Origin of the sequence: Streptomyces sp. NPDC001594, assembly GCF_042893675.1 — a bacterium.
Lineage (GTDB): Bacteria > Actinomycetota > Actinomycetes > Streptomycetales > Streptomycetaceae > Streptomyces.
Map to the genome: position 1 here is coordinate 288112 of NZ_JBIAVB010000011.1, position 23433 is coordinate 311544.

Consider the following 23433-nt stretch of genomic DNA (forward strand, 5'->3'; position numbering starts at 1 on the left):
GGGCGACCGGTGCGCAATCTTCCTGCCTTCACGCTGGCCGGATACGACAAGGGGCGGGGCCTGCTGACGCAGGCCCTCTGGTTCGCGGTGATGAACACCCTGTTCATGTCGTGGTTCTGCCCGGCCCGGCTGCGCGTGGCGCTGCTGCGGGCGTTCGGGGCGGAGATCGGCGAGGGGGTGCTGATCCGGCACCGGGTGCGGGTGCTGTGGCCGTGGAAGCTGAAGGTCGGCGACCACACCTGGATCGGCGAAGGCGTCTGGCTGCTCAACCTGGAGCCGGTGGCGATCGGTTCGCACGTGTGCCTGTCGCAGGAGTCGATGCTGTGCACCGGCTCGCACGACCACCGGGCCGCCGACTTCCGTTACCGCAACGCCCCGATCACCGTCGAGGACGGCGCGTGGGTGGCGGTCCGGGCGACGGTGCTGGCGGGGGTGACGGTGGGCCGCTGCGCGGTGGCCGGAGCCGGTGCGGTGGTCCACAAGGACCTGCCCGCCCTGACCCTGCAGACCCAGGACGGCGGCCGTCGTCCGGTGGAGGAGCCCAAGTGAAGATCCTGCACGCCGTCACGCTGCACTCCCCCTCGCACGCCTTCGGCGGCCCGGTGCGAGTGGCCCTGAACCTGGCCAAGGGGCTGCGCTCCCGCGGACACGAGGCGCGGCTGCTGGCCCTCGGGGAGGGGTTCGATCCCTGGCCCACGTCGGTGGAGGGCGTCCCGGCGAAGCTGTTCCCGGCGCGCCGGCTGCTGCCGCTCGGCTTCAGCGGGATGACCTCGCCGGCCCTGCTGGCCTCGGCGTCGCGGCTGGTCCGGGACGCGGACGTGGTCCACGTCCACCTGGCGCGCGACCTGGTGACCCTCCCCCTCGCCCTGGCGGCCCTGCGCGCGGGCAGGCCGCTGGTCCTGCAGACCCACGGCATGGTGGACCCGAGCGAGAAGCCCCTGGCGAAGGTCCTGGACGCGCTGGCGGTCCGCCGCCTGCTGCGCGGCGCCGACGCCCTCCTGTACCTGACCCCGCACGAGCGGACGGGCCTGGACGCGGTGGTCGGCACCCCGCCCCTCTCCCAAGCGGTCCGCCTGGTGAACGGCACGCCGTCCCAGGAGGAGCGCCCGCCCCTGAGCGGTCCGCCCCGCATCCTCTACTCGGCCCGCCTCCAGGCCCGCAAGCGCCCGGTGGACTTCGTGGACGCGGCCCCGGCGGTGCTGGCCGTCCACCCGGACGCGGAGTTCGTGGTGGCGGGCCCGGACGAGGGCGAACTGGCGGCCGTCCGCGCCCGCATCACCGCCCTGGGCCTGACCTCCCGCTTCACGGTCCCCGGCGCCCTCTCGACCCCCGAGGTCCTGACGGAACTCCGCCGCGCCCACGTCTACGTCCTGCCGTCGGTGGACGAGCCCTTCCCCATGTCGGTCCTGGAGGCCCTGTCGGTCGGCGTCCCGACGGTGGTCACCCACTCCAACGGCCTGGCCCGCGACATCACCTCCTCGGGCGCGGGCCGCGCGGTGGACCCGGGCCCGGAGGCCGTGTCACAGGCGGTCCTGACCCTCCTGAACCCGTCCGAGAACACCACGGCGTCCAAGGCGGCCCGTGAACTGGCCACGGCGTCCTTCTCGATGGACACGGTCCTCGACACCCTGCTCGGCGTGTACGAGGACATCAGCCGCTGAGGGTGACTAGCAGTTCTCCCTGATCACGTCCTCCAGCTCACTGAGCGACGCGCGTTCGTCCTCGATCTTCTTCCTGAGGACTTCCTGTGCCTGCTTGAGGGCGTTGATCTGCTGCTCGTCCGGAGGGGACTGTGCCTCCAGTTCGGCGATCCTCTGCGCGATCTTCGCAGCGTGGACCTCGTCGTCGTGGATGGTCTTCTTGAGGTCCTTCGCGAGGCGCTTCATCAGCTCGCATCCGGTTTCCCCGGCCGGTGGGTTCATCTCCGCACTCCTTCGTCAGGGCGGGCCCGCGGTCGGCGTCCCGCGCGCCCAGTATCGAAGCGTCGGCAGGCCCGCACCTGGCGGAGTGGTCCATCTGGTCGCCCGGCGGGGCCGAGGACACGCGGACGCCGCCGGACCCCCGGGGAGGTGCGGCGGCGGTCGGTGGGGGTGGGGGTTAGGCCGGGAGCCAGGCGTAGCAGTTTGTCGAGGTGAAGGTGGCTGTGGCTGCGGGGAGGGTGGCGGTGATCCTGTCGCCGGGCTTCGGGGGGGTTTCGGGGCCTGAGGTGAGGACCGTGCCGTCCTTGGACTTGGCTTCCCAGGTGCACGTGGTGGCCTGGGTGGCCGCGCGGTAGGTGCCCGGGGTCGGGTTCGTGTGGGGGCCGTCGCCGAAGCCCTTTTCCGCCGTGGCCAGGATCGGCTTCTGGTCGGGGCAGAGGTAGGTGATCGCGTCCTTGGCGCCGGTCAGCTCGCCCGAGGCGATCGAGGCGGCCGCGGCGTCCTTGTCGCGCTTCGCGGTGCGTTCCACGCGCTGGCAGGTTTCCTGGCCCGTCTGGAGGACCGCCGCGGGGTCGGTCTTCTCCGGGACGCGGCCGCTCAGGTACTGCTTCTCGTTCGCCTTGAAGCTGCCCGTCTTCGGGGTGAGCCGCGCGTCCGGGAGGACCGGGCCGGTCGGCTTGGCGTTCGGGTCCGGGGTGGCCGGGGGTGCGGTGGCGTCCGCCGGGTCGGGGGCCGGGGAAGCGGCCGGAGGCTTCGGCTTGGCGGGGCCGGCGTCGGCCTTGGCGTCGCCGGAGGAGCTGCATCCGGTGAGGGTGAGGGTGAGGGCCGTGGCCAGGAGGAGGGCCGCGGACGCTGTCGCGGAGCGCAGGTGCATGGAGGGCTCCCGTGGGTGGGAAGGCGGACGGGGCCCGGCGGATGGTCGCGCCGGGCCCCGTGCGTCTCGGTGGTTACTTCTGGCCGAAGGTGAGGATCAGCTGCGGAACGGCGTCCGCGGCGGTCGACTCCGAGGACCAGAGCCACAGCGCGTCGGTGCCCGTGCTGGTCAGGCCGAGGCTGTAGCTGCTGCCCAGCACCGCGGAGACGGCGGTGGTGTCGAGCTCGACGTTCTGGATGGCCGAGCCGTCCGGCACGCCCGCGACGCTGCCGAGCGGGGTGGTGCCGAGGGTGGGCTTGGTGTTGAACGTGGTGCCCGCGCCGCTCCAGGTGCCGGTGACCGGGACCACGGAGACGGTGTCGGCGGTGCCGGCGCCGGTCTGCGTGGAGGTCTTGAACTGGAGGGAGGCGGCCTTCAGGACCTGTCCGGCCGGGGCGGCCGGGAGGGTGAAGCGCAGGTACGACTCGTACGCGGAGCTGCCGCGGACCGCGAGCTGCGTGGAGGTGCCGTAGGCCGTCGCCGGGGCGCCCTGGTTGATGTAGGTGTCCTCGGCCGCGGGGACCTTGGAGACCGTGTCGGTCGGAGCCTTGGCGAGGTCGTAGTGGCTCTTGACCTGGGCCTGGGTGAGGGCCGTCGGGTAGACGGCGGTCTCGTCGATCTGGCCGGCGAAGAAGTTGCTCGTCGGGCGGTTCGGCCAGCTGTTGAGGTTGTCCCCACCCACGTGCCAGTAGCCGGCGTACGGGGTGGAGTTGGTGGCGCTGTTGGTGCCCTTGTTCTGGCCGTCGACGTAGAGCGTCATGCCGCCGGGGCCCTGGGTGCCGACGACGTGGTGCCACTTGTTGTCGTTGTACGTCTCGAACAGGCCCGTGGTGATGGTGCGGGTCGAGCCGTTGTAGACGCCGAAGGCGAGGCGGCCGGTGTTGGTCATGTACAGCTGCTTGTCGTAGGAGCCGCTGTTGTTGACCGTGTTGTTGCCGAAGCCGATCAGCTTGCCGCCGCGCGTGGTGTTGGTCTTGAACCAGGTCTCGATGGTGAAGCTGCTGCCCACGAACTGGCGGTGGTCGCTGTAGACCTGCTGGCTGGTGCCGTTGAAGCCCATGGCCGTGCTGGTGCCGCCGACGGCGCCCGGGGCCTGGTTCAGCGCCGGGGCGTTGACCTGGATGCCGCTGGTGTTGCCGCCGGCCGAGGAGTCGGCCACGTACGGGGTGACGGTGTCGTCGTAGCGCCAGTACAGGTTGGCGCCGTCGGTGCGGACCTTGTCCGGGTAGGCCTGGACCGAGGTCGGGACGGTGACGGAGGCGGTGGCCGACAGGGCGCTGGTGTTGCCGGCGCCGTCGGTGGCGGTCACCCGGTAGGTGTAGGACTGGCCGGCCTTGACGGTGGTGTCGGTCCAGGAGGCCTGGGGACGCTCGAACTCCAGGGAGTCGGCGGTCATGGTCTGGATCGGGGTGGCCGAGCCGTTGCGGTAGATCCGGTACGTCAGCTTGCTGTCGTCCTGGTCGTAGCTGGTGCGCCAGCGGACCTGGACCTCGCCGGGCTTGACGCTGCCGGCGCTGGCGACCGGGGTGGTGGGCGCGCCGACGTCGCCGGTGTTGGCGAAGCGGGTCAGGCCGGCCTGCGGCTTGCCGTTGATCTGGGTGAACTCACCGCCGACCCACAGGTACTTGACGTCGGACTTCTCGGCGACGGCCATGACGCGCGGGCCGATGCCCTCGCCGATGCCGTCGTTGGCGGTGGGGTGCCAGCCGAGCTTGCGCGGGCCGCGCACGAAGCCGTCCACGGGGGCGGGGGGCGTGCCGGTGTGGTCGGTGGGCTGCGCCATCAGGAAGTTGCGCTTGCCGTCGGGGAACTCCAGCTCGGTGGAGCAGTCGTGGCCGTGCGAGGCGCTGTAGAGGACGCCGTCGTACGGGAGCACGAACTGGGTCGCGCCGAGGCAGCGGTCGCGCCACTTCTCGTTGAAGTCGAGGCCCAGGCCGATGCGGCCGTCGAAGACGCCGCCGCCGGAGCCCTCGTTGCCGGTGTAGTAGCCGGTGGCGTCGGCGGCGATGTCCTTGACGACCGAGTTCGAGGGGATGGTGCTGTACGTCTTGGTGACGGCACCGGTGGTGGCGTCGACGACGGCCAGGGCGTGCGAGTTGGAGCCGTTGACGGTGAAGAAGTCGCCGCCGAGCAGGACGTTCTTGCCGTCGTTGCTGACCTTGACGGCGCGGCCCGGCTCGTCCGCGTTGGCGGTGAAGGGCTTGAGGGCGCCGGAAGAGGCGTCGACGGCGGCGAACCGCTCGCGGGTCTGGCCCTCCACGGTGGCGAAGTCGCCGCCGACGTACAGGGTGTCGTCGGTGACGGCGAGGGCGCGCACGGTGGCGGGGACGGCGGGGTGGAAGGCGGCCTTGGGGGTGCAGGTCTCGATGTCGATGGCGGCGAGGCTGGAGACCGGGGTGCCGTTGACGGCGCCGAAGTAGCCGCCGGCGTAGAGGGTCTTGCCGTCCTTGGAGACGGTCAGGGCCCGGACGGTGGCGGTGCCGTCGCCGACGGTGAAGGCCAGCTTGCAGGGGGTGGGGTTGCCCGTGGCGGCGTCGAGCGCCACGAAGTTCACCGCGTCCTGCTCGGCGCCGCCGACGGCGTCGGGCGGGCGGACGGCCGAGAAGGTGCCGCCGGCGAACACGGTGCCGTTCGCCTCGGCCATGGCGAAGACGACGCCGTTCGGTTGCCAGGTGGGCAGTTCGTCGGCGGTGAACGCCACTGGCGGTGTGAGGGCCGACGCCGAGGGCGTCAGCACCACTCCCATGCCGGCGCCGGCGCCGACCAGTGACAGGACGAGGGCAGCAGTCAGCCCTCTGGATCTACGCATTGGCCCCCCAGGGCAATCGCCCGGTCTGATGGCTGGAACTGTACGAACAGCCGTGTGTATCCGACGCAGACTAGGGCCCGGGTGAATTCCCGGTCACCCTACTTGACCCTCTGCATACCAACGGAGATACGCACGGCAGGTTTGCCCCGGTCAGGGCTTCGGAGCACCGCGGACATGACCGGGACACGCAAAACGTAGGCGAATCGTAGGCGAAATATACGGCCTCAGCGGTCGATGCGTACGGTGGCGCCCGCCAGTTGGTCCTCCACCTGCCGCACGTCCGCGTCGACCATGATGCGGGCCAGTTCGGGCACGAGGACCGTCGGCTTCCAGCCGAGGATCTCGCGCGCCTTCGAGGCGTCGCCGATGAGGGCGTCGACCTCGCTGGGGCGCTCGTACTTGGGGTCGTAGCGGACGTGCTCGTTCCAGTCGAGGCCGGCGTGGGTGAAGGAGGACTCGACGAACTCCCGCACGGTCGCGGCGACTCCGGTGGCGACCACGTAGTCGGTCGGCTCGTCCTGCTGGAGCATGCGCCACATCGCCTCGACGTACTCGGGGGCGTAGCCCCAGTCGCGGACGGCGTCGAGGTTGCCGAGGTAGAGGTGGTCCTGGAGGCCGGCCTTGATCCGGGCGACCGCGCGAGTGATCTTGCGGGTCACGAAGGTCTCGCCGCGGCGCGGGGACTCGTGGTTGAAGAGGATCCCGTTGACGGCGAACATGTCGTACGCCTCGCGGTAGTTGACCGTGGTCCAGTACGCGAAGACCTTCGCCGCGCCGTAGGGGCTGCGCGGGTGGAAGGGGGTGTCCTCGTTCTGCGGGGGCGGGGTGGAGCCGTACATCTCCGAGGACGAGGCCTGGTAGATCCGGGTGTCGACGCCGCTGGCCCGGATGGCCTCCAGCAGCCGCAGCGCGCCGAGGCCGGTGACGTCGCCGGTGTAGAGGGGCGCGTCGAAGGAGACCCGGACATGGGACTGGGCGCCGAGGTTGTAGACCTCGTCGGGGCGTATGTCGCGCAGCAGGTTCACCAGGGCGACGCCGTCGGAGAGGTCGGCGTGGTGCAGGACGAAGGAGCGGTTCGCCGTCTGCGGGTCCTGGTAGACGTGGTCGATCCGCTCCGTGTTGAAGCTGGAGGACCGCCGCACGAGCCCGTGCACCGTGTAGCCCTTCGAGAGCAGGAGCTCGGCGAGGTACGAGCCGTCCTGTCCGGTGACGCCGGTGATCAGTGCGGTCTTGCCCATGGGTCCCCCTGGGGTCCGTTGTTGCTGTTCCTGGTGAGGCTTCGCCTCGGTGTGCGGTCTGCGGGGTGCGCGGCGGCGCGTAAGTCCGGGCCGGCGGGTCTCGGCGGACTGGCATCATCGGCGGTATGACTAATCCGCAGCCGCTTCTGCCCCCGCACGCCCGCGTCTTCGTCGCCGGACACCGCGGCCTGGTGGGGTCCGCGGTCGTCCGCCGCCTCACCGCCGACGGGTACGAGGTGCTCACCCGCGGCCGCGCCGACCTCGACCTGCGCGACGCCGCCGCGACGGAGGCGTACCTGAGGGACGTCCGCCCCGACGCCGTGGTGCTGGCCGCCGCCAAGGTCGGCGGGATCATGGCCAACAGCACGTACCCGGTGCAGTTCCTGGAGGACAACCTCAAGATCCAGCTCAGCGTCATCGGCGGCTCGCACGCCGCCGGTGTGGGCCGGCTGCTGTTCCTGGGTTCCTCCTGCATCTACCCCAAGCTCGCCCCGCAGCCCATCTCGGAGGACGCCCTCCTGACCGGGCCGCTGGAGCCGACCAACGAGGCCTACGCCCTGGCGAAGATCGCGGGGATCGTGCAGGTCCAGTCGTACCGCAAGCAGTACGGGGCCTCGTACGTCTCCGCCATGCCCACCAACCTCTACGGGCCGGGGGACAACTTCGACCTGGAGTCCTCGCACGTGCTGCCCGCGCTGATCCGGCGCTTCCACGAGGCCGCCGCCGGGGGCCGCGACGAGGTGGTCCTGTGGGGCAGCGGCACCCCGCGCCGCGAGTTCCTGCACGTGGACGACCTGGCGGCCGCCTGCGCCGTGCTGCTGGAGCGCTACGACGGGGACGAGCCCGTCAACATCGGCTGCGGCGAGGACCTGACCATCAAGGCGCTGGCCGAGACGGTCGCCGAGGTGACCGGCTTCGGGGGCCGGCTCGCCTGGGACACCACCAAGCCGGACGGGACCCCGCGCAAGCTGCTCGACGTGTCCCGCCTGAACGCGCTGGGCTGGAAGCCCGGCATCGGGCTGCGCGAGGGCATCGCCTCCACCTACCGCTGGTGGCTGGACCAGAACTGACGTCAACGCCGGCCCCTCAGTACGCTCCGCGGCCGTCGACGACGGCGCGGAGGGTACGGCCCATGACGTCGACGTCGCTGGTGAAGGACCAGTTGTCCACGTACTGGAGATCGAGCTGAATCGTTTCGTCCCAGGAGAGGTCGGAGCGTCCGCTGATCTGCCACAGCCCCGTCATCCCCGGCCGCACGGTGAGCCGGCGCAGCTCGACCTCGTCGTACTCCGCCACCTCCTCGGGCAGCGGCGGGCGCGGGCCGACCAGGGACATGCTGCCCGTCAGCACGTTGTACAGCTGGGGCAGTTCGTCCAGCGAGGTGCGGCGCAGCAGTCGGCCCACCCGGGTGACGCGGGGGTCGCGGCGCATCTTGAACATCAGCCCGTCGTTCTCGTTGGCCCCCGACAGCTCGGCCTTGAGCCGCTCGGCGTCCTCCACCATGGTGCGGAACTTCCACATGACGAACGGGACCCCGTCGCGCCCGATCCGGCGCTGGCTGTAGAGGGCCGGGCCGCGCGAGCCGAGGCGGATGGCCAGCACCAGCCCGAGGAAGAGCGGTGACAGCAGGAGCAGTCCGAGCGCCGCCGCGGCCCGGTCGAGCACCGACTTGAGCAGGGGCTGGGCCCCCCGCCGCACGGGCGGGGCGACCCGCAGCACGGCGAGCCCGCCGGCGGACAGGGTCTCCAGCCGCTTGACGGAGACCTCCACCAGCCCGGGGAACACGGCCATCTCCAGCCCCTCGTCGTGCAGCGCCCACGCCACCCGGCGCAGCCGCTCCCCCGCGATCCGCGCCCCGGGTACGACCAGCACCAGGTCGGCGTGGTGGCCGCGGACGGCGTCCAGCACGGCGGCGGAGTCCTCGGTCAGGGCCTCGGGCATCCGGCCGCCGAGCCGGCCCGCGACGGGCACGCCGCCTTCGAGGGCGCCCTCGCCGACCGGGAGTACGCCGACGACCACGTACGGGTGGTCGGTGCGCGCCGCGAGGTGGGCGATGACGTGTTCGGCGGCGGCGGGTTCGCCGACCACGAGGACCCGGCTGACGGCCTGGGCCTCGCGGCGGGCGGCGTTGAGGTGACGGTAGGTCAGTTTGCGGCAGGCGACGGTGATCAGGAGGGCGGGCAGCAGGGCTCCGAGGGCGGCCAGCCGGGGGGTGGCCTCCCCGGTGAGCACCCTGACGACGGCCAGGACACCGATGAGAATCAGCCAGTCGTGGACGACGGGGAGCACTCCGCGGGATTCTCCGAGGGCGCGGGTGGCGTAACGTCGGCGCAGGGCCTGTACGCCGACCCAGGCGAGGGCCGCGCCGAGGGCGCAGTACCCGGGCCTGGCCTGCTGCGCCGCGTCGAAGACCAGGCCGACGGGCACGGCCGCGCCGGCGAAGTCGGCGCCCACGGCCACGGGCAGGTACCAGCGGGCCTTGTCACCGAGGCGCCGCGCGGGGGCGTCCAGGGGCCCGTCCGAGCCACCGGCCGCAGCGGCCACACTTTGCGCAGGAAAACGGACATGCCTCATGGGCCCCCCTGGCACGTGGTCTATGTCGGTGACGCTCGTCCGCCGCTTCCCCAAGCAACGAACATCTGTCGCACCGGGAAACAGTACGACAAACACCCGTACGGTAAATGCCGTTCGGGTGAACGGAGCCTCTTGTTACCCAAGGGTTAGCAACCGGTACCAACCGTTCCACGGCGCGCGGAGTCCTTTCGCACACGAAGGTGAATGTTCCGGATACCGGATACGTCTCTTCGGACAACGAACCGTTTCCAGCCAACCTTTTGATGTGGCCCTGACATCGGACACTCCAGCTGGCACGCTTCGATCCGTTCATCGCACAGCCCTGATCTGCCCGGAGGCCCACCCAGCCATCCGGAACCCCCCTTGCAGAAGGAGTCTGCGTTGAGTCCCACCCCCCAGCGGCGTGCCACCGCGGCCGGCGCACTCGTAGCCGCGGCGGCCATGGTCGCCGTAGGTATGCAGGCCGGTACCGCCACCGCCGCCGCCGACGCCACCGCGTCGCAGACACGCACGGTCGCCCAGCCCAACCCGGGCGCGGCCAATGTCGTACTCAGCGCTTCGGAGCGTGCGACGCTCATCAGCGAGGCCAACTCGACCACCGCGCAGGCCGCCAAGGCGCTCGGCCTCGGCAGCGGCGAGAAGCTGGTCGTCCGAGACGTGTCCAAGGACGCCGACGGCACCACGCACACCACGTACGAGCGGACCTACGACGGCCTGCCCGTGCTCGGCGGTGACCTGACCGTCCACGCCAAGGGCGGCGTCACCAAGAGCGTGACCAAGGCGACCCAGCACGAGATCAAGGTCGCGGACACCAACGCCACGGTCAGCACCACCGCCGCAGAGGGCCAGGCGGTCGCCGCCGCCAACTCCGCGGGCTCCAAGCAGTCCAAGGCCGACAAGGGCGCCCGCAAGGTGATCTGGGCCGGCTCCGGCGTCCCGGTCCTCGCCTTCGAGACCGTCGTCGGCGGCCTCCAGGACGACGGCACCCCGAGCCGCCTGCACGTGATCACCGACGCCAAGACCGGCGCGAAGATCACCCAGTGGCAGGCCGTCGAGACGGGCACGGGCAACACGCAGTACAGCGGCCAGGTCACCCTCGGCACCACCCTGTCGGGCAGCAACTACACGCTGACCGACGGCAGCCGGGGCGGCCACAAGACGTACAACCTCAACGGGGGTTCGTCCGGCACCGGCACGCTGTTCAGCAAGACGACCGACGTCTGGGGCAACGGCCTGCCCTCCAACAAGGAGACGGCCGGCGCGGACGCCGCCTACGGCGCCCAGCTGACGTGGGACTACTACAAGAACGTCCACGGCCGCAACGGCCTGCGCAACGACGGCGTGGCCCCCTACAGCCGGGTCCACTACGGCAACGCGTACGTGAACGCCTTCTGGGACGACTCCTGCTTCTGCATGACCTACGGTGACGGCACGGCCAACAGCAAGCCGCTCACCTCCATCGACGTCGCCGCGCACGAGATGACCCACGGTCTGACCTCGGTCACCGGCAACATGACCTACAGCGGTGAGTCCGGCGGTCTGAACGAGGCCACCTCCGACATCATGGCGGCGGCCGTCGAGTTCTGGGCCAACAACCCGTCCGACGTCGGCGACTACCTCGTCGGCGAGAAGATCGACATCAACGGCGACGGCACCCCGCTGCGCTACATGGACAAGCCCAGCAAGGACGGCGCGTCCAAGGACGCGTGGTACTCGGGCATCAGCTCGATCGACGTCCACTACTCCTCGGGTCCGGCGAACCACTGGTTCTACCTGGCCTCCGAGGGCTCCGGCGCCAAGGTCATCAACGGCGTGAGCTACAACTCGCCGACCTCCGACGGCCTCCCGGTCACCGCGATCGGCCGTGACGCCGCCGCGAAGATCTGGTTCCGCGCGCTGACGGTGGGCTACTTCAAGTCCACCACCAACTACGCCGACGCCCGCGTCCAGACCCTGAAGGCCGCCGCCGACCTGTACGGCGCCGGCTCGACCACGTACAACAACGTGGCCAACGCCTGGGCCGCCATCAGCGTCGGCCCGCGCATCAACGACGGGGTCACCGTCACCGCGATCGGCAACCAGACCACCCAGATCAACACCGCGGTGAGCCTCCAGGTCCAGGCGACCAGCACCAACCCGGGCGCCCTGACCTACTCGGCGACCGGCCTGCCGGCCGGCCTGTCGATCAACTCCTCCACGGGTCTGATCTCCGGCACGGCGACCACCGCGGGCACGTCCAACGTGACCGTCACCGTCACCGACTCGGCGAGCAAGACGGGCACCACGTCGTTCACCTGGACGGTCGGCACCTCACTGCCGAGCGTCTTCGAGAACACGACCGACTACGCGATCAACGACAACGCGACGGTCGAGTCCCCGATCACGGTGAGCGGCCGCCCGGGCAACGCGCCGGCCACGCTCAAGGTGGACGTCAACATCCTGCACACCTACATCGGCGACCTGAAGGTCGACCTGGTGGCGCCGGACGGCAGCGTCTACAACCTGCACAACCGTGCGGGCGGCAGCGCCGACAACATCATCAAGAGCTACACCGTCGACGCCTCCTCCGAGGTCGCGAACGGCGTCTGGAAGCTGCGCGTGAACGACAACGCCAGCCTGGACACCGGCAAGATCGACAGCTGGAAGCTCACCTTCTGACCCCTGCGGGCAGGAACTGAGCCGACCGAACCACGGGGCCGCCCGGGAGGAAACCTCCCCGGGCGGCCCTGTCCCATGCGGCGGACGGCGGCGGACGGCGGCGGCGGGTCAGCCGATCGAGCGGAAGGCCGTGTCGAGGAAGGCCCTGTCGAAGACGACCCGGTCCTTGCCGCGCTCCTGGCGGGGCCGGGCGCGGTCCTCGTCGCCCCAGTCGTCGTCGCGGTCGTGGCGGCCGTGGTGGTCGTCGGTGGGCTTGAGGTAGACCGAGCGGGCGTTCAGGTCGTGCGCGCGCTCGCCCGGCCGCAGCACCTCCTGGGCCTCGCCGCCGCAGCTGTTGTCCCGGAAGACGAGGACGAGGGAGTCGGTGTCGTTCTGCACGGCGAAGGCCGCCCGGTTGCGGGAGGTGCCCGTCAGCCGGTAGCAGGTGTCGTCGTCGGCCGGCTCGATCGTCCCGTGGCGCGTGTCCCCGTCGTCGTCCGTGAACCGGTAGTGGATCTCGCCGAGGGTGCCGTGGTCGTGGTCGGGGTCCGCGGCGGCCAGGGCCTGGCCGGAGACGGGGAGGGCCAGTGCGGTGGCCGCGAGGAGAGCGGCTGTGGCTGTGGAGCGGAGGCGCATGACAGGGTCCGTTTCTCGCGGGGGCGTCAGCGGGGCAGCCTAGGAGCCCCTGCCGGCCGGGAGGGGGCCGCCATGCGGCAGGCGTTCGGGGGTTCACCCTCCTGCTCCGCCGGTCCCCCACCGCACGGAGCCGTCTCCCGGCCCCGCGCCTGCGGCTACGGCTACGGCTGCGGCCGGGCCGGTTCCACCGCCGGGGCCGGGGCGCCGGCCTGGGACGGGACGGCGGCGGCGGACGGGCTGGGGGCGGACGCCGCGGGGCGGCGGATCAGGAGGAGGACCACCAGGCCGCCGACCAGGCCCAGCGCGCCCGAGACCAGGAACGTCTCCCGCAGCCCGCTCGCGAACGCCGCGTCGACCCAGGCCCGCGCCCCGGGCACGGAGGCCAGCAGCCGGCCCGCCCCGCCGGAGGCCAGGGCGTCGGCGGTGCCGGCGGGCCGGCCGTCGAGGCCGTCCGACAGGCCGGCGTGGAACACCCCGCCCAGCACCGCGATGCCCAGGGCCGTGCCCAGCTGCCGCGAGGTGTTCAGCACACCGCCGGCCATGCCCGCCCGGGCCGGCGGCACCGCCCCCATGGCGGCGGCCGCCAGCGCCGGCATCGACACGCCCACGCCGACCCCGGTCAGCGCCAGCCCCGGCACCAGCGCCGGCCAGCTGTCACCGGCGTCCAGCATCCAGGCCTGCAGCAGCGCGCCCCCGCCGATCAGCAGCAGCCCGCCGCCGATGGTCAGCCGCGCGGAGACCCCGTGCAGCAGCCGCCCGGCCACCGCCGCGACGACGAAGGCCGCCAGGCTCATCGGGACCAGCGCCAGACCGGCGCCCACCGGGGTCATCCCCTCGGCGGACTGCAGCCACAGGGAGACGTACATCAGGTACGAGAACGCCGCCCCCGAGGTCAGCAGTCCGGCGGTCATGACCGCCGCGAAGGCCGGGCTGCGGAAGAGGGACAGGTCCAGCATCGGCCGGGAGCCGCGCAGCTCGACGAGGACGAAGGCGGCGAACGCGACCGCCGCCAGGGCGAACAGTCCCAGGGTGGCGGCCGAGGTCCAGCCGTCCTCACCGGCCCGGATCAGCGCGTACGTCAGGGCCCCGGCCCCCACGGTGAAGGTGGCCATGCCGGGCAGGTCCAGCCCCTGGGCGCGCGGGTCGCGGGACTCCGCCACCGCCCGGAGGGTCACGAAGACGGCCAGGGCGCACAGCGGCAGGTTGATGAAGAAGATCCAGCGCCAGCCGAAGTGCTCGGTCAGCAGCCCGCCGACGATCGGTCCGGCCGCCGCGGCGGCGCCGTTGACCGCGCCCCAGACGCCGAAGGCGATCCCCCGGTCGCGGCCCTGGTAGGAGGCGCTGAGCAGGGCCATGGACGTGGCGGCCATCGCGGCGCCGCCGATGCCCTGGACGGCACGGAAGGCGATCAGGGCGCCCGGCCCGTCGGCCAGGCCGCAGACGAGGGAGGCCCCGGCGAAGAGCACGAGCCCGCCGAGGTAGACCCGGCGGCGGCCGATCCGGTCGGCGAGCGAGCCGGAGCCGAGCAGCAGGGCGGCGAGGGCGAGGGCGTAGATGTCCATCACCCACTGGAGCTCCGAGAAGCCAGTGTGCATGTCGGCGGCCATGTCCGGGAGGGCGACGGTCACGATCGTGACGTCGACCAGGAGCATGAACGCCCCGATGCACACCGCCGTCAGGGGCAGCCATTTGCGCATGGGGTCTTCTCCTCATGGTTCTTCCGAGCCGGGGTCGTCGGTGCCCGGCGGGAGTCTCTGTGGTCGTCCCCACCGTCGCAGCGGGGCCCCGAATCACCCACTCGGAAGCAGGTCTGCGCAGGATTCCTCCCCTCCAGGGGCCTGGAATGATGGAAACCATGCATCCGCCACTGCTCGATGCCTTCGACCGGATCCTCGCGCACGCCCTGTCCCTCGACGGCCGTGCGCCCTTCAGCCGGCTCGCCGAGGTGCTGGAGGTCTCCGACCAGACCGTCGTGCGCCGCTACCACCGGCTGCGCGGCAACGGCCTGCTGCGGGTGGTCGGACTGCCCGTCGGCGGCCGGGTCGGGCTGTTCGAGTCCTGGGTGCGCGTCCAGTGCGCCCCCGACGCGGCGGTCGCGGTGGCCGAGGCGCTGGCCCGGCGGCCGGACATCGCCTGGGTGTCGCTGAACTCGGGCGGTACGGAGATCCACTGCATGACCCGGGCCCGGACCCGGGAGGACCGCGACGCCCTGCTGTTGGAGAAGCTGCCCCGCACCCGGCGGGTGACGGCCATCAGCGCCCACACCGTGCTGCGCAAGTACATCGGCGGCCCCGGGGTCTGGGCGGGGCTGGAGGGGCTGCGCCCGGACCAGGTGGCGGCCCTGCGGACGCCGCGGCCCGGTCCGGAGTACAAGGAGGCCCGCTACACCCTCGACGAGGCCGAGCTGGCGCTGCTGGCGGTCCTGCGGCGGGACGGCCGCGCCGGCTATCCGGAGCTGGCCAAGGCCTCGGGCCTGTCGGAGTCCACGGCCCGGCGCCGGCTGGAGCGGCTGCGGGAGCGCGGGGCGGTGTACTTCGACGTGGAGATCATCCCGGAGCACCTGGGCTTCGAGACGGACACCTCCCTGCTGCTGACCGTGCCGCCGGCCCGGCTGGCGGAGGTGGGGGCCGCGCTGGCGGGCCACCCGGAGGTGCCGTTCGCGGCGGCCATCACCGGCGCGGCGAACCTGCTGGCCGTGGTGCTCTGCCGGGACACCGACGCGCTGTACACGTACCTGACCGAGCGGATCGGCGCGGTGCCGGGCGTCGGGCAGGTGGAGGTGATCCCGAACCTGCGGACCCTCAAGCGGGCCGGGATGCTGGTGGAGGACGGGCGGCTGGTCGACCCGCCGCCCGCCCCCTGACCCGGCCTCACGGCCCGGGCCTCACCGCAGCAGGACGCCGCCCGCCGGCTCGGGGTCCACCACCGGGCCCGCGACCAGGCCCAGTTCGGCCGGGGACGCGAGCAGCGGGTGCGTGGGCAGCACCCGGACCGTGTAGCCGAAGGGGCCCGTCCGGTCGAGGGCGAGCGGGCCCTCGTAGACCCAGCGCCCCTCCAGGTCCGGACCGGCGGCGGGCTTGAGCGGGAAGGCCCGGCCGTCCTTGATCACGTCCTGGGCGTCCACCCGACCCGCGACGGCCTGCACCTCCACGTCCTCCGGCGCGAGCGCGTCCAGCGCCACCCGTACCCGGAGCGTCAAAGTGGCTCCCAGCTCGGCGGTGCCGCCCACCGGGGTGGCGGCGACGGCCTCCACGTGCTCGACGGCCACCCTCGGCCAGGCCGCCCGGATCCGGCCCTTCCACCAGGCCAGGTCCCGGGCCGCGTCGGCGGTCAGGGCGCGGTGGGAGAGCGCGGCGGGGGCGTAGAGCCGTTCCACGTACTCCCGCACCATCCGCCCCGCGAGCACCTTCGGGCCCAGCGACACCAGGGTGCGCCGGACCATCTCGATCCACCGGTCGGGCAGCCCGCTGCGGCCCGACCGGTCGTAGAAGCGGGGCGCCACCCGGTTCTCGATCAGCTCGTAGAGGGCGTTCGCCTCCAGGTCGTCGCGGCGTTCCTCGTCCGTGCCGAGGCCGTCGGCGGTGGGGATGGCCCAGCCGAAGTCGGGCTCGAACCACTCGTCCCACCAGCCGTCCAGGACGGACAGGTTGAGGCAGCCGTTGAGGGCGGCCTTCATCCCGCTGGTCCCGCAGGCCTCCAGCGGCCGCAGCGGGTTGTTGAGCCAGACGTCGCAGCCCGGGTAGAGCTTCTGCGCCATGGCCATGCCGTAGTCCGGGAGGAAGACGATCCGGTGGCGCACGCGCGGGTCGTCCGAGAAGCGCACCAGCTCCTGGACGAGCCGCTTGCCGCCGTCGTCCGCCGGGTGCGCCTTGCCGGCGACGACGATCTGCACGGGCCGTTCGGGGTCCAGCAGCAGGCGGCGCAGCCGCTCGGGGTCGCGCAGCATCAGCGTGAGCCGCTTGTACGAGGGGACGCGCCGGGCGAAGCCGATGGTCAGCACGTCCGGGTCGAGGACGCCGTCCACCCAGCCCAGCTCGGCGTCGGCGGCTCCGCGCTGCTTCCAGGAGGTCCGCAGCCGCTCCCGTACCTCCTGCACCAGCTGTTCCCGCAGGGAGCGCCGCACGTCCCACACGTCCTGGTCGGCGATCTGGGCGACGGCGTCCCAGCGGGTGGAGCCGCCGACGGCGAGGGCGTCCTCGGTGCGTCCGGGGCCGATCTGGCGGGCGCCGAGCCGCATGACCTCGGGGGCGACCCAGGTCGGGGCGTGCACCCCGTTGGTCACGGAGGTGATGGGGACGTCGGCCGCGTCGAAGCCCGGCCAGAGGCCGGCGAACATGCCCCGGCTGACGGCGCCGTGGAGGGTGGAGACCCCGTTGGCGCGCTGGGCGAGGCGCAGGCCCATGACGGCCATGTTGAAGACCCCGGGGTCGCCGCCGGGGTAGGACTCGGCGCCGAGTTCCAGGATCCGGTCGACGGGTACGCCGGCCAGTTCGCCGCCGTCGCCGAAGTGGCGGGCGACGAGGGAGCGCTCGAAGCGGTCGATGCCGGCGGGGACGGGGGTGTGGGTGGTGAAGACGGTGCCGGCGCGGACGGCCTCGACGGCGGCCTCGAAGCCGAGGCCGCGCTCCCCTTCCAGTTCCCTTATGCGTTCGAGGCCGAGGAAGCCGGCGTGTCCCTCGTTGGTGTGGAAGACCTCGGGGTCGGGGTGGCCGCTGATGCGGCAGTAGGTGCGGACGGCGCGGACGCCGCCGATGCCGAGGAGCATCTCCTGGAGGAGGCGGTGGTCGCTGCCGCCGCCGTAGAGGCGGTCGGTCACCTCGCGGGCGCCGGCGTCGTTGTCCTCGACGTCGGAGTCGAGCAGGAGCAGCGGGACGCGGCCGACGCGGGCCTGCCAGATGTGCGCGTGCAACGACCGCCCGCCGGGCAGGGCGAGGGTGACGCGGGCGGGGGTGCCGTCCTCCTGGCGGAGCAGGGCCAGCGGCAGCTCGTGGGGGTCGAGGACGGGATAGTGCTCCTGCTGCCAGCCTTCGCGGGAGAGGGACTGGCGGAAGTAGCCGTGCCGGTAGAGCAGGCCGACGCCGATGACGGGGACGCCGAGGTCGCTGGCGGCCTTGAGGTGGTCGCCGGCGAGGATGCCGAGTCCGCCGGAGTACTGGGGCAGGGCGGCGGTGATGCCGAATTCGGGCGAGAAGTAGGCGATGGCGGCGGGCAGGCCGCCGCTGTCCTCGCGGGTCTGGTACCACCTGCCGCCGTGGACGTAGTCGTCGAGGTCGGCCACGGCGACGGCGAGCCGGCGCAGGAAGCGCCGGTCGGCGGCGAGTTCGGCGAGCCGGGCGGCGGGGACGGCGCCGAGCAGCCGGACGGGGTCGCCGCCGGCGGCCCGCCAGCCCTCGGGGTCGACGGATTGGAAGAGTTCGCGGGTTTCCGTATGCCACGACCAGCGCAGGTTGCGCGCGAGTTCGGCGAGTGGCACGAGGGGCTCGGGGAGGACGGGGCGCACGGTGAATCGACGGATAGCCTTCACGTGTTCCACCTTCGCAGGGGATGACGGATCGGAGCGGCCGCACCACGCTGTGCAGGCACGCAACGCCCCCGGAAATCTACTGCGGGATCCGGTCGCCGGGTGGCCGTTCGTCCAACAGGTCGTCGAGGTAGGGGCGCAGCGGGAGCGGCACGAGGCCGCGTTCGAGGCCGCGCAGCAGGATCAGGACGGCTCCGGAGGCGAAGTGGCCGAGCCGCAGCAGGGCGTACAGCTCGCCCTCGCGCGCCTCGGGGTCGGGCTCGGTGACGGCGGCGCGGGCCAGGGCGGCGCACAGCCGGCGGCCGTCGTCCCCGTCCCAGGCGTCGGGCCGGTCGGCGGCCTCCTGCGCGGCCAGGCGCCGGACCCGCGGGTCGGGGTCGCGCATCCGGCGGACGCAGTCGCGCGCGCGGGGGTCGGCTTCGAGCCGGTCCCACTCCTCCAGCCCGCGCGCGCCGGCCCCGGACAGCAGGACGCGGGCGGTGCTGCCGGAGTCCAGCCGGTCGACGGCCCGCCCGTAGAGCTCGATCCGCTCCAGGACCACCCACTGCCCGCCGGGGGTGCGCAGCCGCGACCCGGTGCGGGGCGCCCCGCGCAGGCAGCGCACCACGGCGAGGGTGGCGGCCCCGCCGGGGGTGACGGGCGCGGAGACCTGGAGCCGGCCGGCCCGGGCGAGGAGCCGTTCCAGCCCGGGCGGCGCGGGCCAGACCAGGCCGAGCCGCTGCAGCCCGAGGTCGCTGATCCCGGCTTCGACGGCGACGAGCGCGCCGATCTGGGCCTCCAGGGCGGCGGGGTCCTCCTCGGCGCAGGCGGCCTCGACGAGCACCCCGGCCAGTTCCTCTTCCGCCCCGGGGTCCCACACCGCCGCGCTCACCCGGCGCGCGGCTTCCGCGCGCTGCCGGGGGTCGGGATGCACGAGCTGCTCGGTCAGGCCCATGCCGCGCATTCTCGCGCGGATCGGGGGCCGGGGTGACCCCTTCCGAAGTGCTGAAACACCGTCAGTCCGGCGGGCCGGCGGGCGGGGCCCGCGCGCCGCGACGGGGCGTGCGCATGGGGCGTGAGGGGGCCGTGGGGACCAGTGGGGCAGAGGTGTTCCGTTGGATGTCACCTGGTCCTCGCCGACTTGACGGAGCCTCGACGGATGTCGAGCGGACCCTTGGGGAATGGGGCGCTCCCTACGTACGAGTAGTTGACCGAGAGCACGGATTGGGCGCTGGAGGATTGGGAAGGGCTGAGCGGGTACACGCGGTACACGCACGGCGCATCTCCCCCGACCTTCTCCCGCCACCCGAGTGAACGCGGACAGGAGCGGCCATGCCCGCAGCCCAGCCGTCTTCCGAGCGGCTAGAAACAGAGCGAACAGAGCGTGCACTACCAGCCGCGATTCCGGCTGGCCCGTCACCGAGCCCTGCGAACTGCCCCCAGGTGATCCCATCATGATCGGTCGCATTCCCGTGCTGGACGTCCTCCCTGCCGTCGACTGCGGGGCCAGACCCGCCAAAGCGGTGGTGGACGAGGTTTTCGAGATTTCCGCCACCGTGTTCCGGGAGGGCCACGACGCCGTCTCCGCCCATGTGGTCCTGCGTGATCCGAGCGGACGGCTGCGCCCGCCGGTGCCGATGCGCGAGCTGGCCCCCGGTACCGACCGGTGGGGTGCCCGGGTGTCCGCCGAGGTCGAGGGGAGGTGGACGTACACCGTCGAGGCGTGGAGCGATCCGATCGCGACCTGGCGGGCCCATGCGGCGGTCAAGGTGCCGGCGGGGATCGACACCGGGCTGCTGTTCCTGGAGGGCGCCGAGCTCTACGAGCGGGCGGCCGCGAAGGTGCCCAAGCGGGACGGGCGCGAGGCCGTGCTGGCCGCGGCCGACGCGATGCGCGACGAGGACCTGTCCGTCGAGGCGCGCCACGCGGCCGCGCTCGCTCCGGCGGTGGACGCGGCGCTGGCCCGGCGGCCGTACCGGGAGCTGGTGACCTCCGCGAAGGCGCTGCCCCTGCTGGTCGAGCGCAAGCGGGCCCTCTTCGGCTCCTGGTACGAGATGTTCCCCCGCTCCGAGGGAGCGGTGGTGGAGCCCGGCTCGGCTCCTGTGAGCGGCACGTTCCGGACCGCCGCCGACCGGCTTCCGGCCATCGCCGCGATGGGTTTCGACGTGGTGTACCTGCCGCCGATCCACCCGATCGGGTCGACTTTCCGCAAGGGCCCCAACAACACGCTGTCCGCCGGAGGTTGGGATCCGGGGGTGCCGTGGGCCATCGGCTCTCCGGAGGGCGGCCACGACGCCGTCCACCCGGACCTGGGGACGCTGGAGGACTTCGACGCGTTCGTGGCGCGCGCCCGTGAGCTGCGGATGGAGATCGCCCTGGACTTCGCCCTCCAGTGCTCCCCGGACCACCCCTGGGTGGAGAAGCACCCGGAGTGGTTCCGGCACCGCGCGGACGGCACGATCGCGTACGCCGAGAACCCGCCGAAGAAGTACCAGGACATCTACCCGGTCCACTTCGACTCCGACATGGCCGGGATCGTGGAGGAGACCTGCCGGATCCTGCGGCACTGGATGGAGCACGGGGTCCGGATCTTCCGGGTCGACAACCCGCACACCAAGCCGGTCGTCTTCTGGCAGAAGGTGATCGCGGACATCAACAAGTCCGACCCCGACGTGATCTTCCTGGCGGAAGCCTTCACCCGGCCCGCGATGATGCGCGCGCTGGCCTCGGTCGGCTTCCAGCAGTCGTACACGTACTTCACCTGGCGCAACACCAAGGCCGAGCTGACGGAGTACCTGACGGAGCTGTCCGGGACCCGTTCGGCCTCCGTGATGCGGCCGAACTTCTTCGTGAACACGCCCGACATCCTCCACGAGTACCTCCAGAAGGGCGGCCGCCCCGCCTTCGAGGTCCGGGCGGTGCTCGCCGCCACCCTCTCCCCCACCTGGGGCGTCTACGCCGGCTACGAGCTGTGCGAGAACGAGCCGGTGCGCGAGGGCAGCGAGGAGTACCTGAACTCGGAGAAGTACGAGCTGCGCCCCCGCGACTGGGCGGCGGCCGACCGCGAGGGCCGTTCCATCGCCCCGCTGATCACCTCCCTGAACCGGATGCGGCGGCGCAACCCGGCCCTCCAGCAGCTGCGGGACCTCCACTTCCACACGACCGACAACGAACAGGTGATCGCCTATTCGAAGCACGCGGGAGGCAATTCCGTACTGGTGGTCGTCAACCTCGATCCGCACCACACCCAGGAGGCGACGGTCTCGTTGGACATGCCGGTACTCGGCCTCGACTGGCACGGGTCCCTCGCGGTGCGCGACGAGCTCACCGGCGAGACCTATCACTGGGGCAGGGCGAACTACGTACGCCTGGAACCGGGCCGCACGCCCGCACACGTCCTGGCCGCCCTGCGACCGTCCCCGCCCACCGGAGGGTCACCCACCACATGATGATCAACGATCCCGTCCCCGACACCTTCGAGGACACCCCCGCCAAGGACCGCGACCCCGACTGGTTCAAGCGGGCCGTCTTCTACGAGGTCCTCGTCCGCTCCTTCCACGACAGCAACGGCGACGGCGTCGGGGACCTCAAGGGGCTCACCCAGAAGCTGGACTACCTCCAGTGGCTGGGCATCGACTGCCTCTGGCTGCCGCCGTTCTTCGCCTCGCCGCTGCGCGACGGGGGCTACGACGTCTCCGACTACACCGCGGTGCTCCCCGAGTTCGGGGACCTCGCCGACTTCGTGGAGTTCGTGGACGCCGCGCACAGCCGCGGCATGCGGGTGATCATCGACTTCGTCATGAACCACACCAGCGACCAGCACGAGTGGTTCCAGCAGTCCCGCACGGACCCGGACGGCCCCTACGGGGACTACTACATGTGGGCGGACAACGACAAGCAGTACCAGGACGCCCGGATCATCTTCATCGACACCGAGACCTCGAACTGGACGTACGACCCGGTCCGCAAGCAGTACTACTGGCACCGCTTCTTCTCGCACCAGCCGGACCTCAACTTCGAGAACCCGGCGGTGCAGGAGGAGATCATCTCGGCGCTGCGGTTCTGGCTCGACCTCGGCATCGACGGCTTCCGCCTGGACGCCGTGCCCTACCTGTACGCCGAGGAGGGCACCAACTGCGAGAACCTGCCCCGCACCCACGCGCTCCTCAAGCGGGTCAGAGCGGAGATCGACGCGCACTACCCGGACACCGTCCTGCTCGCCGAGGCCAACCAGTGGCCCGAGGACGTCGTGGACTACTTCGGGGACTACGCGGCCGGCGGCGACGAGTGCCACATGGCCTTCCACTTCCCGGTCATGCCGCGCATCTTCATGGCCGTGCGCCGTGAGTCGCGCTACCCCGTCTCGGAGATCCTGGCCAAGACCCCGGCGATCCCGGACCGCTGCCAGTGGGGCATCTTCCTGCGCAACCACGACGAGCTCACCCTCGAAATGGTCACGGACGAAGAGCGCGACTACATGTACTCCGAGTACGCCAAGGACCCCCGGATGCGCGCCAACATCGGCATCCGGCGGCGCCTCGCCCCGCTCCTGGACAACGACCGCAACCAGATCGAGCTGTTCACCGCCCTGCTGCTGTCCCTGCCCGGCTCGCCGATCCTCTACTACGGCGACGAGATCGGCATGGGCGACAACATCTGGCTCGGCGACCGCGACGGCGTGCGCACGCCGATGCAGTGGACCCCCGACCGCAACGCCGGTTTCTCCTCCTGCGATCCGGGCAGGCTGAACCTGCCGGTCATCATGGACCCGGTCTACGGGTACCAGGTCACCAACGTCGAGGCGGCCATGGCGTCGCCCTCCTCGCTGCTGCACTGGACCCGCAGGCTGATCGAGATCCGCAAGGTGAACCCCGCCTTCGGGCTCGGTTCGTACACCGAACTGGCCTCGTCCAATCCGGCCGTCCTCGCGTTCCTGCGCGAGTACGGGGACGACCTGGTGCTGTGCGTGCACAACTTCTCGCGCTTCGCGCAGCCCACCGAGCTGGACCTGCGCTCGTTCAACGGACGGGTCCCCGTGGAGCTCACGGGCGACGTGCGCTTCCCGCCGATCGGCGAATGGCCGTACCTGCTGACCCTGGCGGGCCACGGCTTCTACTGGTTCCGCCTGCGCCGGGAGTAGGCGCCGGCTGTAGGCCAGTCGCGCGAACCTGCGCGGTACCGGCACGGGGCGGGCACTCCAACGGGTC

At 72.0% G+C, this 23433-nt stretch carries 16 protein-coding genes; 7 read left to right on the plus strand and 9 right to left on the minus strand.

Features of this window, described 5'->3' with window-relative positions:
- The first annotated feature begins 9 nt into the window (after positions 1-9).
- Together ACFY0O_RS23225 and ACFY0O_RS23230 are read left to right on the plus strand one after the other, a co-directional pair.
- A complete protein-coding gene (locus tag ACFY0O_RS23225; protein WP_358892312.1) occupies positions 10-549 on the plus strand; it encodes a WcaF family extracellular polysaccharide biosynthesis acetyltransferase in 540 nt (179 codons plus the stop codon).
- Positions 546-1661 (plus strand): glycosyltransferase, encoded by a 1116-nt coding sequence (locus ACFY0O_RS23230; RefSeq protein WP_388949394.1) that lies wholly within the window; start codon positions 546-548, stop codon positions 1659-1661. The genes ACFY0O_RS23225 and ACFY0O_RS23230 overlap by 4 nt, the downstream gene beginning before the upstream one ends.
- 6 nt (positions 1662-1667) lie before the next feature.
- Here ACFY0O_RS23230 and ACFY0O_RS23235 read toward each other — a convergent pair whose 3' ends face one another.
- The 4 genes from ACFY0O_RS23235 to gmd all read right to left on the minus strand — a co-directional run bounded on the left by ACFY0O_RS23235 (position 1668) and on the right by gmd (position 6879).
- Entirely contained in the window at positions 1668-1922 is a 255-nt protein-coding gene (locus tag ACFY0O_RS23235; RefSeq protein WP_388949397.1) for a hypothetical protein, read from the minus strand.
- Positions 1923-2097: 175 nt separating this feature from the next.
- Positions 2098-2793 (minus strand): hypothetical protein, encoded by a 696-nt coding sequence (locus ACFY0O_RS23240; RefSeq protein WP_388949398.1) that lies wholly within the window; start codon positions 2791-2793, stop codon positions 2098-2100.
- Positions 2794-2866: 73 nt separating this feature from the next.
- Complete coding sequence (locus ACFY0O_RS23245; protein ID WP_388949401.1) at positions 2867-5641, minus strand: LamG-like jellyroll fold domain-containing protein; 2775 nt, start codon at positions 5639-5641, stop codon at positions 2867-2869.
- A gap of 224 nt (positions 5642-5865) precedes the next feature.
- On the minus strand, positions 5866-6879 hold the full coding sequence (gene gmd, locus ACFY0O_RS23250) for a GDP-mannose 4,6-dehydratase (protein ID WP_079429846.1): 1014 nt from the start codon (positions 6877-6879) through the stop codon (positions 5866-5868).
- 125 nt (positions 6880-7004) lie between these two features.
- Between gmd and ACFY0O_RS23255 the strand changes: the two genes are divergently transcribed.
- Positions 7005-7949 (plus strand): GDP-L-fucose synthase family protein, encoded by a 945-nt coding sequence (locus ACFY0O_RS23255; RefSeq protein ID WP_388949404.1) that lies wholly within the window; start codon positions 7005-7007, stop codon positions 7947-7949.
- Between the two features lie 16 nt (positions 7950-7965).
- On the opposite strand, the gene ACFY0O_RS23260 is transcribed toward ACFY0O_RS23255, so the two are convergent.
- Entirely contained in the window at positions 7966-9453 is a 1488-nt protein-coding gene (locus ACFY0O_RS23260; RefSeq protein ID WP_388949406.1) for a sugar transferase, read from the minus strand.
- 381 nt (positions 9454-9834) lie between these two features.
- Here ACFY0O_RS23260 and ACFY0O_RS23265 point away from each other — a divergent pair, with 381 nt between their 5' ends.
- A complete protein-coding gene (locus ACFY0O_RS23265) occupies positions 9835-12111 on the plus strand; it encodes a M4 family metallopeptidase (RefSeq protein WP_388949409.1) in 2277 nt (758 codons plus the stop codon).
- Between the two features lie 108 nt (positions 12112-12219).
- On the opposite strand, the gene ACFY0O_RS23270 is transcribed toward ACFY0O_RS23265, so the two are convergent.
- Both ACFY0O_RS23270 and ACFY0O_RS23275 read right to left on the minus strand, forming a co-directional pair.
- Complete coding sequence (locus ACFY0O_RS23270) at positions 12220-12726, minus strand: hypothetical protein (protein WP_388949411.1); 507 nt, start codon at positions 12724-12726, stop codon at positions 12220-12222.
- A gap of 161 nt (positions 12727-12887) precedes the next feature.
- Positions 12888-14423, minus strand: coding sequence for an MFS transporter (locus ACFY0O_RS23275; RefSeq protein WP_388949414.1), 1536 nt, complete (start codon positions 14421-14423; stop codon positions 12888-12890).
- 158 nt (positions 14424-14581) lie between these two features.
- On the opposite strand from ACFY0O_RS23275, the gene ACFY0O_RS23280 reads away from it, so the two are divergent.
- The gene (locus ACFY0O_RS23280) at positions 14582-15589 is read left to right on the plus strand and encodes an Lrp/AsnC family transcriptional regulator (RefSeq protein WP_358892326.1); all 1008 of its coding nucleotides are present in this window, start codon (positions 14582-14584) and stop codon (positions 15587-15589) included.
- 21 nt (positions 15590-15610) lie between these two features.
- Here the strand turns inward: ACFY0O_RS23280 and glgP are convergent, their stop codons facing one another.
- Both glgP and ACFY0O_RS23290 read right to left on the minus strand, forming a co-directional pair.
- The gene (gene glgP, locus ACFY0O_RS23285; RefSeq protein WP_388949418.1) at positions 15611-18250 is read right to left on the minus strand and encodes an alpha-glucan family phosphorylase; all 2640 of its coding nucleotides are present in this window, start codon (positions 18248-18250) and stop codon (positions 15611-15613) included.
- A 76-nt stretch (positions 18251-18326) separates the two neighbouring features.
- A complete protein-coding gene (locus tag ACFY0O_RS23290; protein ID WP_388949421.1) occupies positions 18327-19181 on the minus strand; it encodes a hypothetical protein in 855 nt (284 codons plus the stop codon).
- A 499-nt stretch (positions 19182-19680) separates the two neighbouring features.
- Here ACFY0O_RS23290 and ACFY0O_RS23295 point away from each other — a divergent pair, with 499 nt between their 5' ends.
- Positions 19681-21675 carry a maltotransferase domain-containing protein gene (locus ACFY0O_RS23295; RefSeq protein WP_388949424.1) on the plus strand — a complete coding sequence of 665 codons (1995 nt, stop codon included), beginning with the start codon at positions 19681-19683 and terminating at the stop codon, positions 21673-21675.
- On the plus strand, positions 21672-23366 hold the full coding sequence (gene treS / locus ACFY0O_RS23300; protein WP_388949426.1) for a maltose alpha-D-glucosyltransferase: 1695 nt from the start codon (positions 21672-21674) through the stop codon (positions 23364-23366). Before ACFY0O_RS23295 ends, treS begins: the two co-directional genes overlap by 4 nt.
- Positions 23367-23433 lie beyond the last annotated feature (67 nt).

Bases quoted from the DNA above. Each gene is read 5' to 3' on its own strand.
- ACFY0O_RS23235 (WP_388949397.1), bottom strand. From the start codon at position 1,922: ATGAACCCACCGGCCGGGGAAACCGGATGCGAGCTGATGAAGCGCCTC.
- ACFY0O_RS23240 (WP_388949398.1), bottom strand. From the start codon at position 2,793: ATGCACCTGCGCTCCGCGACAGCGTCCGCGGCCCTCCTCCTGGCCACG.
- ACFY0O_RS23245 (WP_388949401.1), bottom strand. From the start codon at position 5,641: ATGCGTAGATCCAGAGGGCTGACTGCTGCCCTCGTCCTGTCACTGGTC.
- gmd (WP_079429846.1), bottom strand. From the start codon at position 6,879: ATGGGCAAGACCGCACTGATCACCGGCGTCACCGGACAGGACGGCTCG.
- ACFY0O_RS23255 (WP_388949404.1), top strand. From the start codon at position 7,005: ATGACTAATCCGCAGCCGCTTCTGCCCCCGCACGCCCGCGTCTTCGTC.
- ACFY0O_RS23260 (WP_388949406.1), bottom strand. From the start codon at position 9,453: ATGAGGCATGTCCGTTTTCCTGCGCAAAGTGTGGCCGCTGCGGCCGGT.
- ACFY0O_RS23270 (WP_388949411.1), bottom strand. From the start codon at position 12,726: ATGCGCCTCCGCTCCACAGCCACAGCCGCTCTCCTCGCGGCCACCGCA.
- ACFY0O_RS23275 (WP_388949414.1), bottom strand. From the start codon at position 14,423: ATGCGCAAATGGCTGCCCCTGACGGCGGTGTGCATCGGGGCGTTCATG.
- ACFY0O_RS23280 (WP_358892326.1), top strand. From the start codon at position 14,582: ATGCATCCGCCACTGCTCGATGCCTTCGACCGGATCCTCGCGCACGCC.
- ACFY0O_RS23290 (WP_388949421.1), bottom strand. From the start codon at position 19,181: ATGGGCCTGACCGAGCAGCTCGTGCATCCCGACCCCCGGCAGCGCGCG.
- ACFY0O_RS23295 (WP_388949424.1), top strand. From the start codon at position 19,681: ATGATCGGTCGCATTCCCGTGCTGGACGTCCTCCCTGCCGTCGACTGC.
- treS (WP_388949426.1), top strand. From the start codon at position 21,672: ATGATGATCAACGATCCCGTCCCCGACACCTTCGAGGACACCCCCGCC.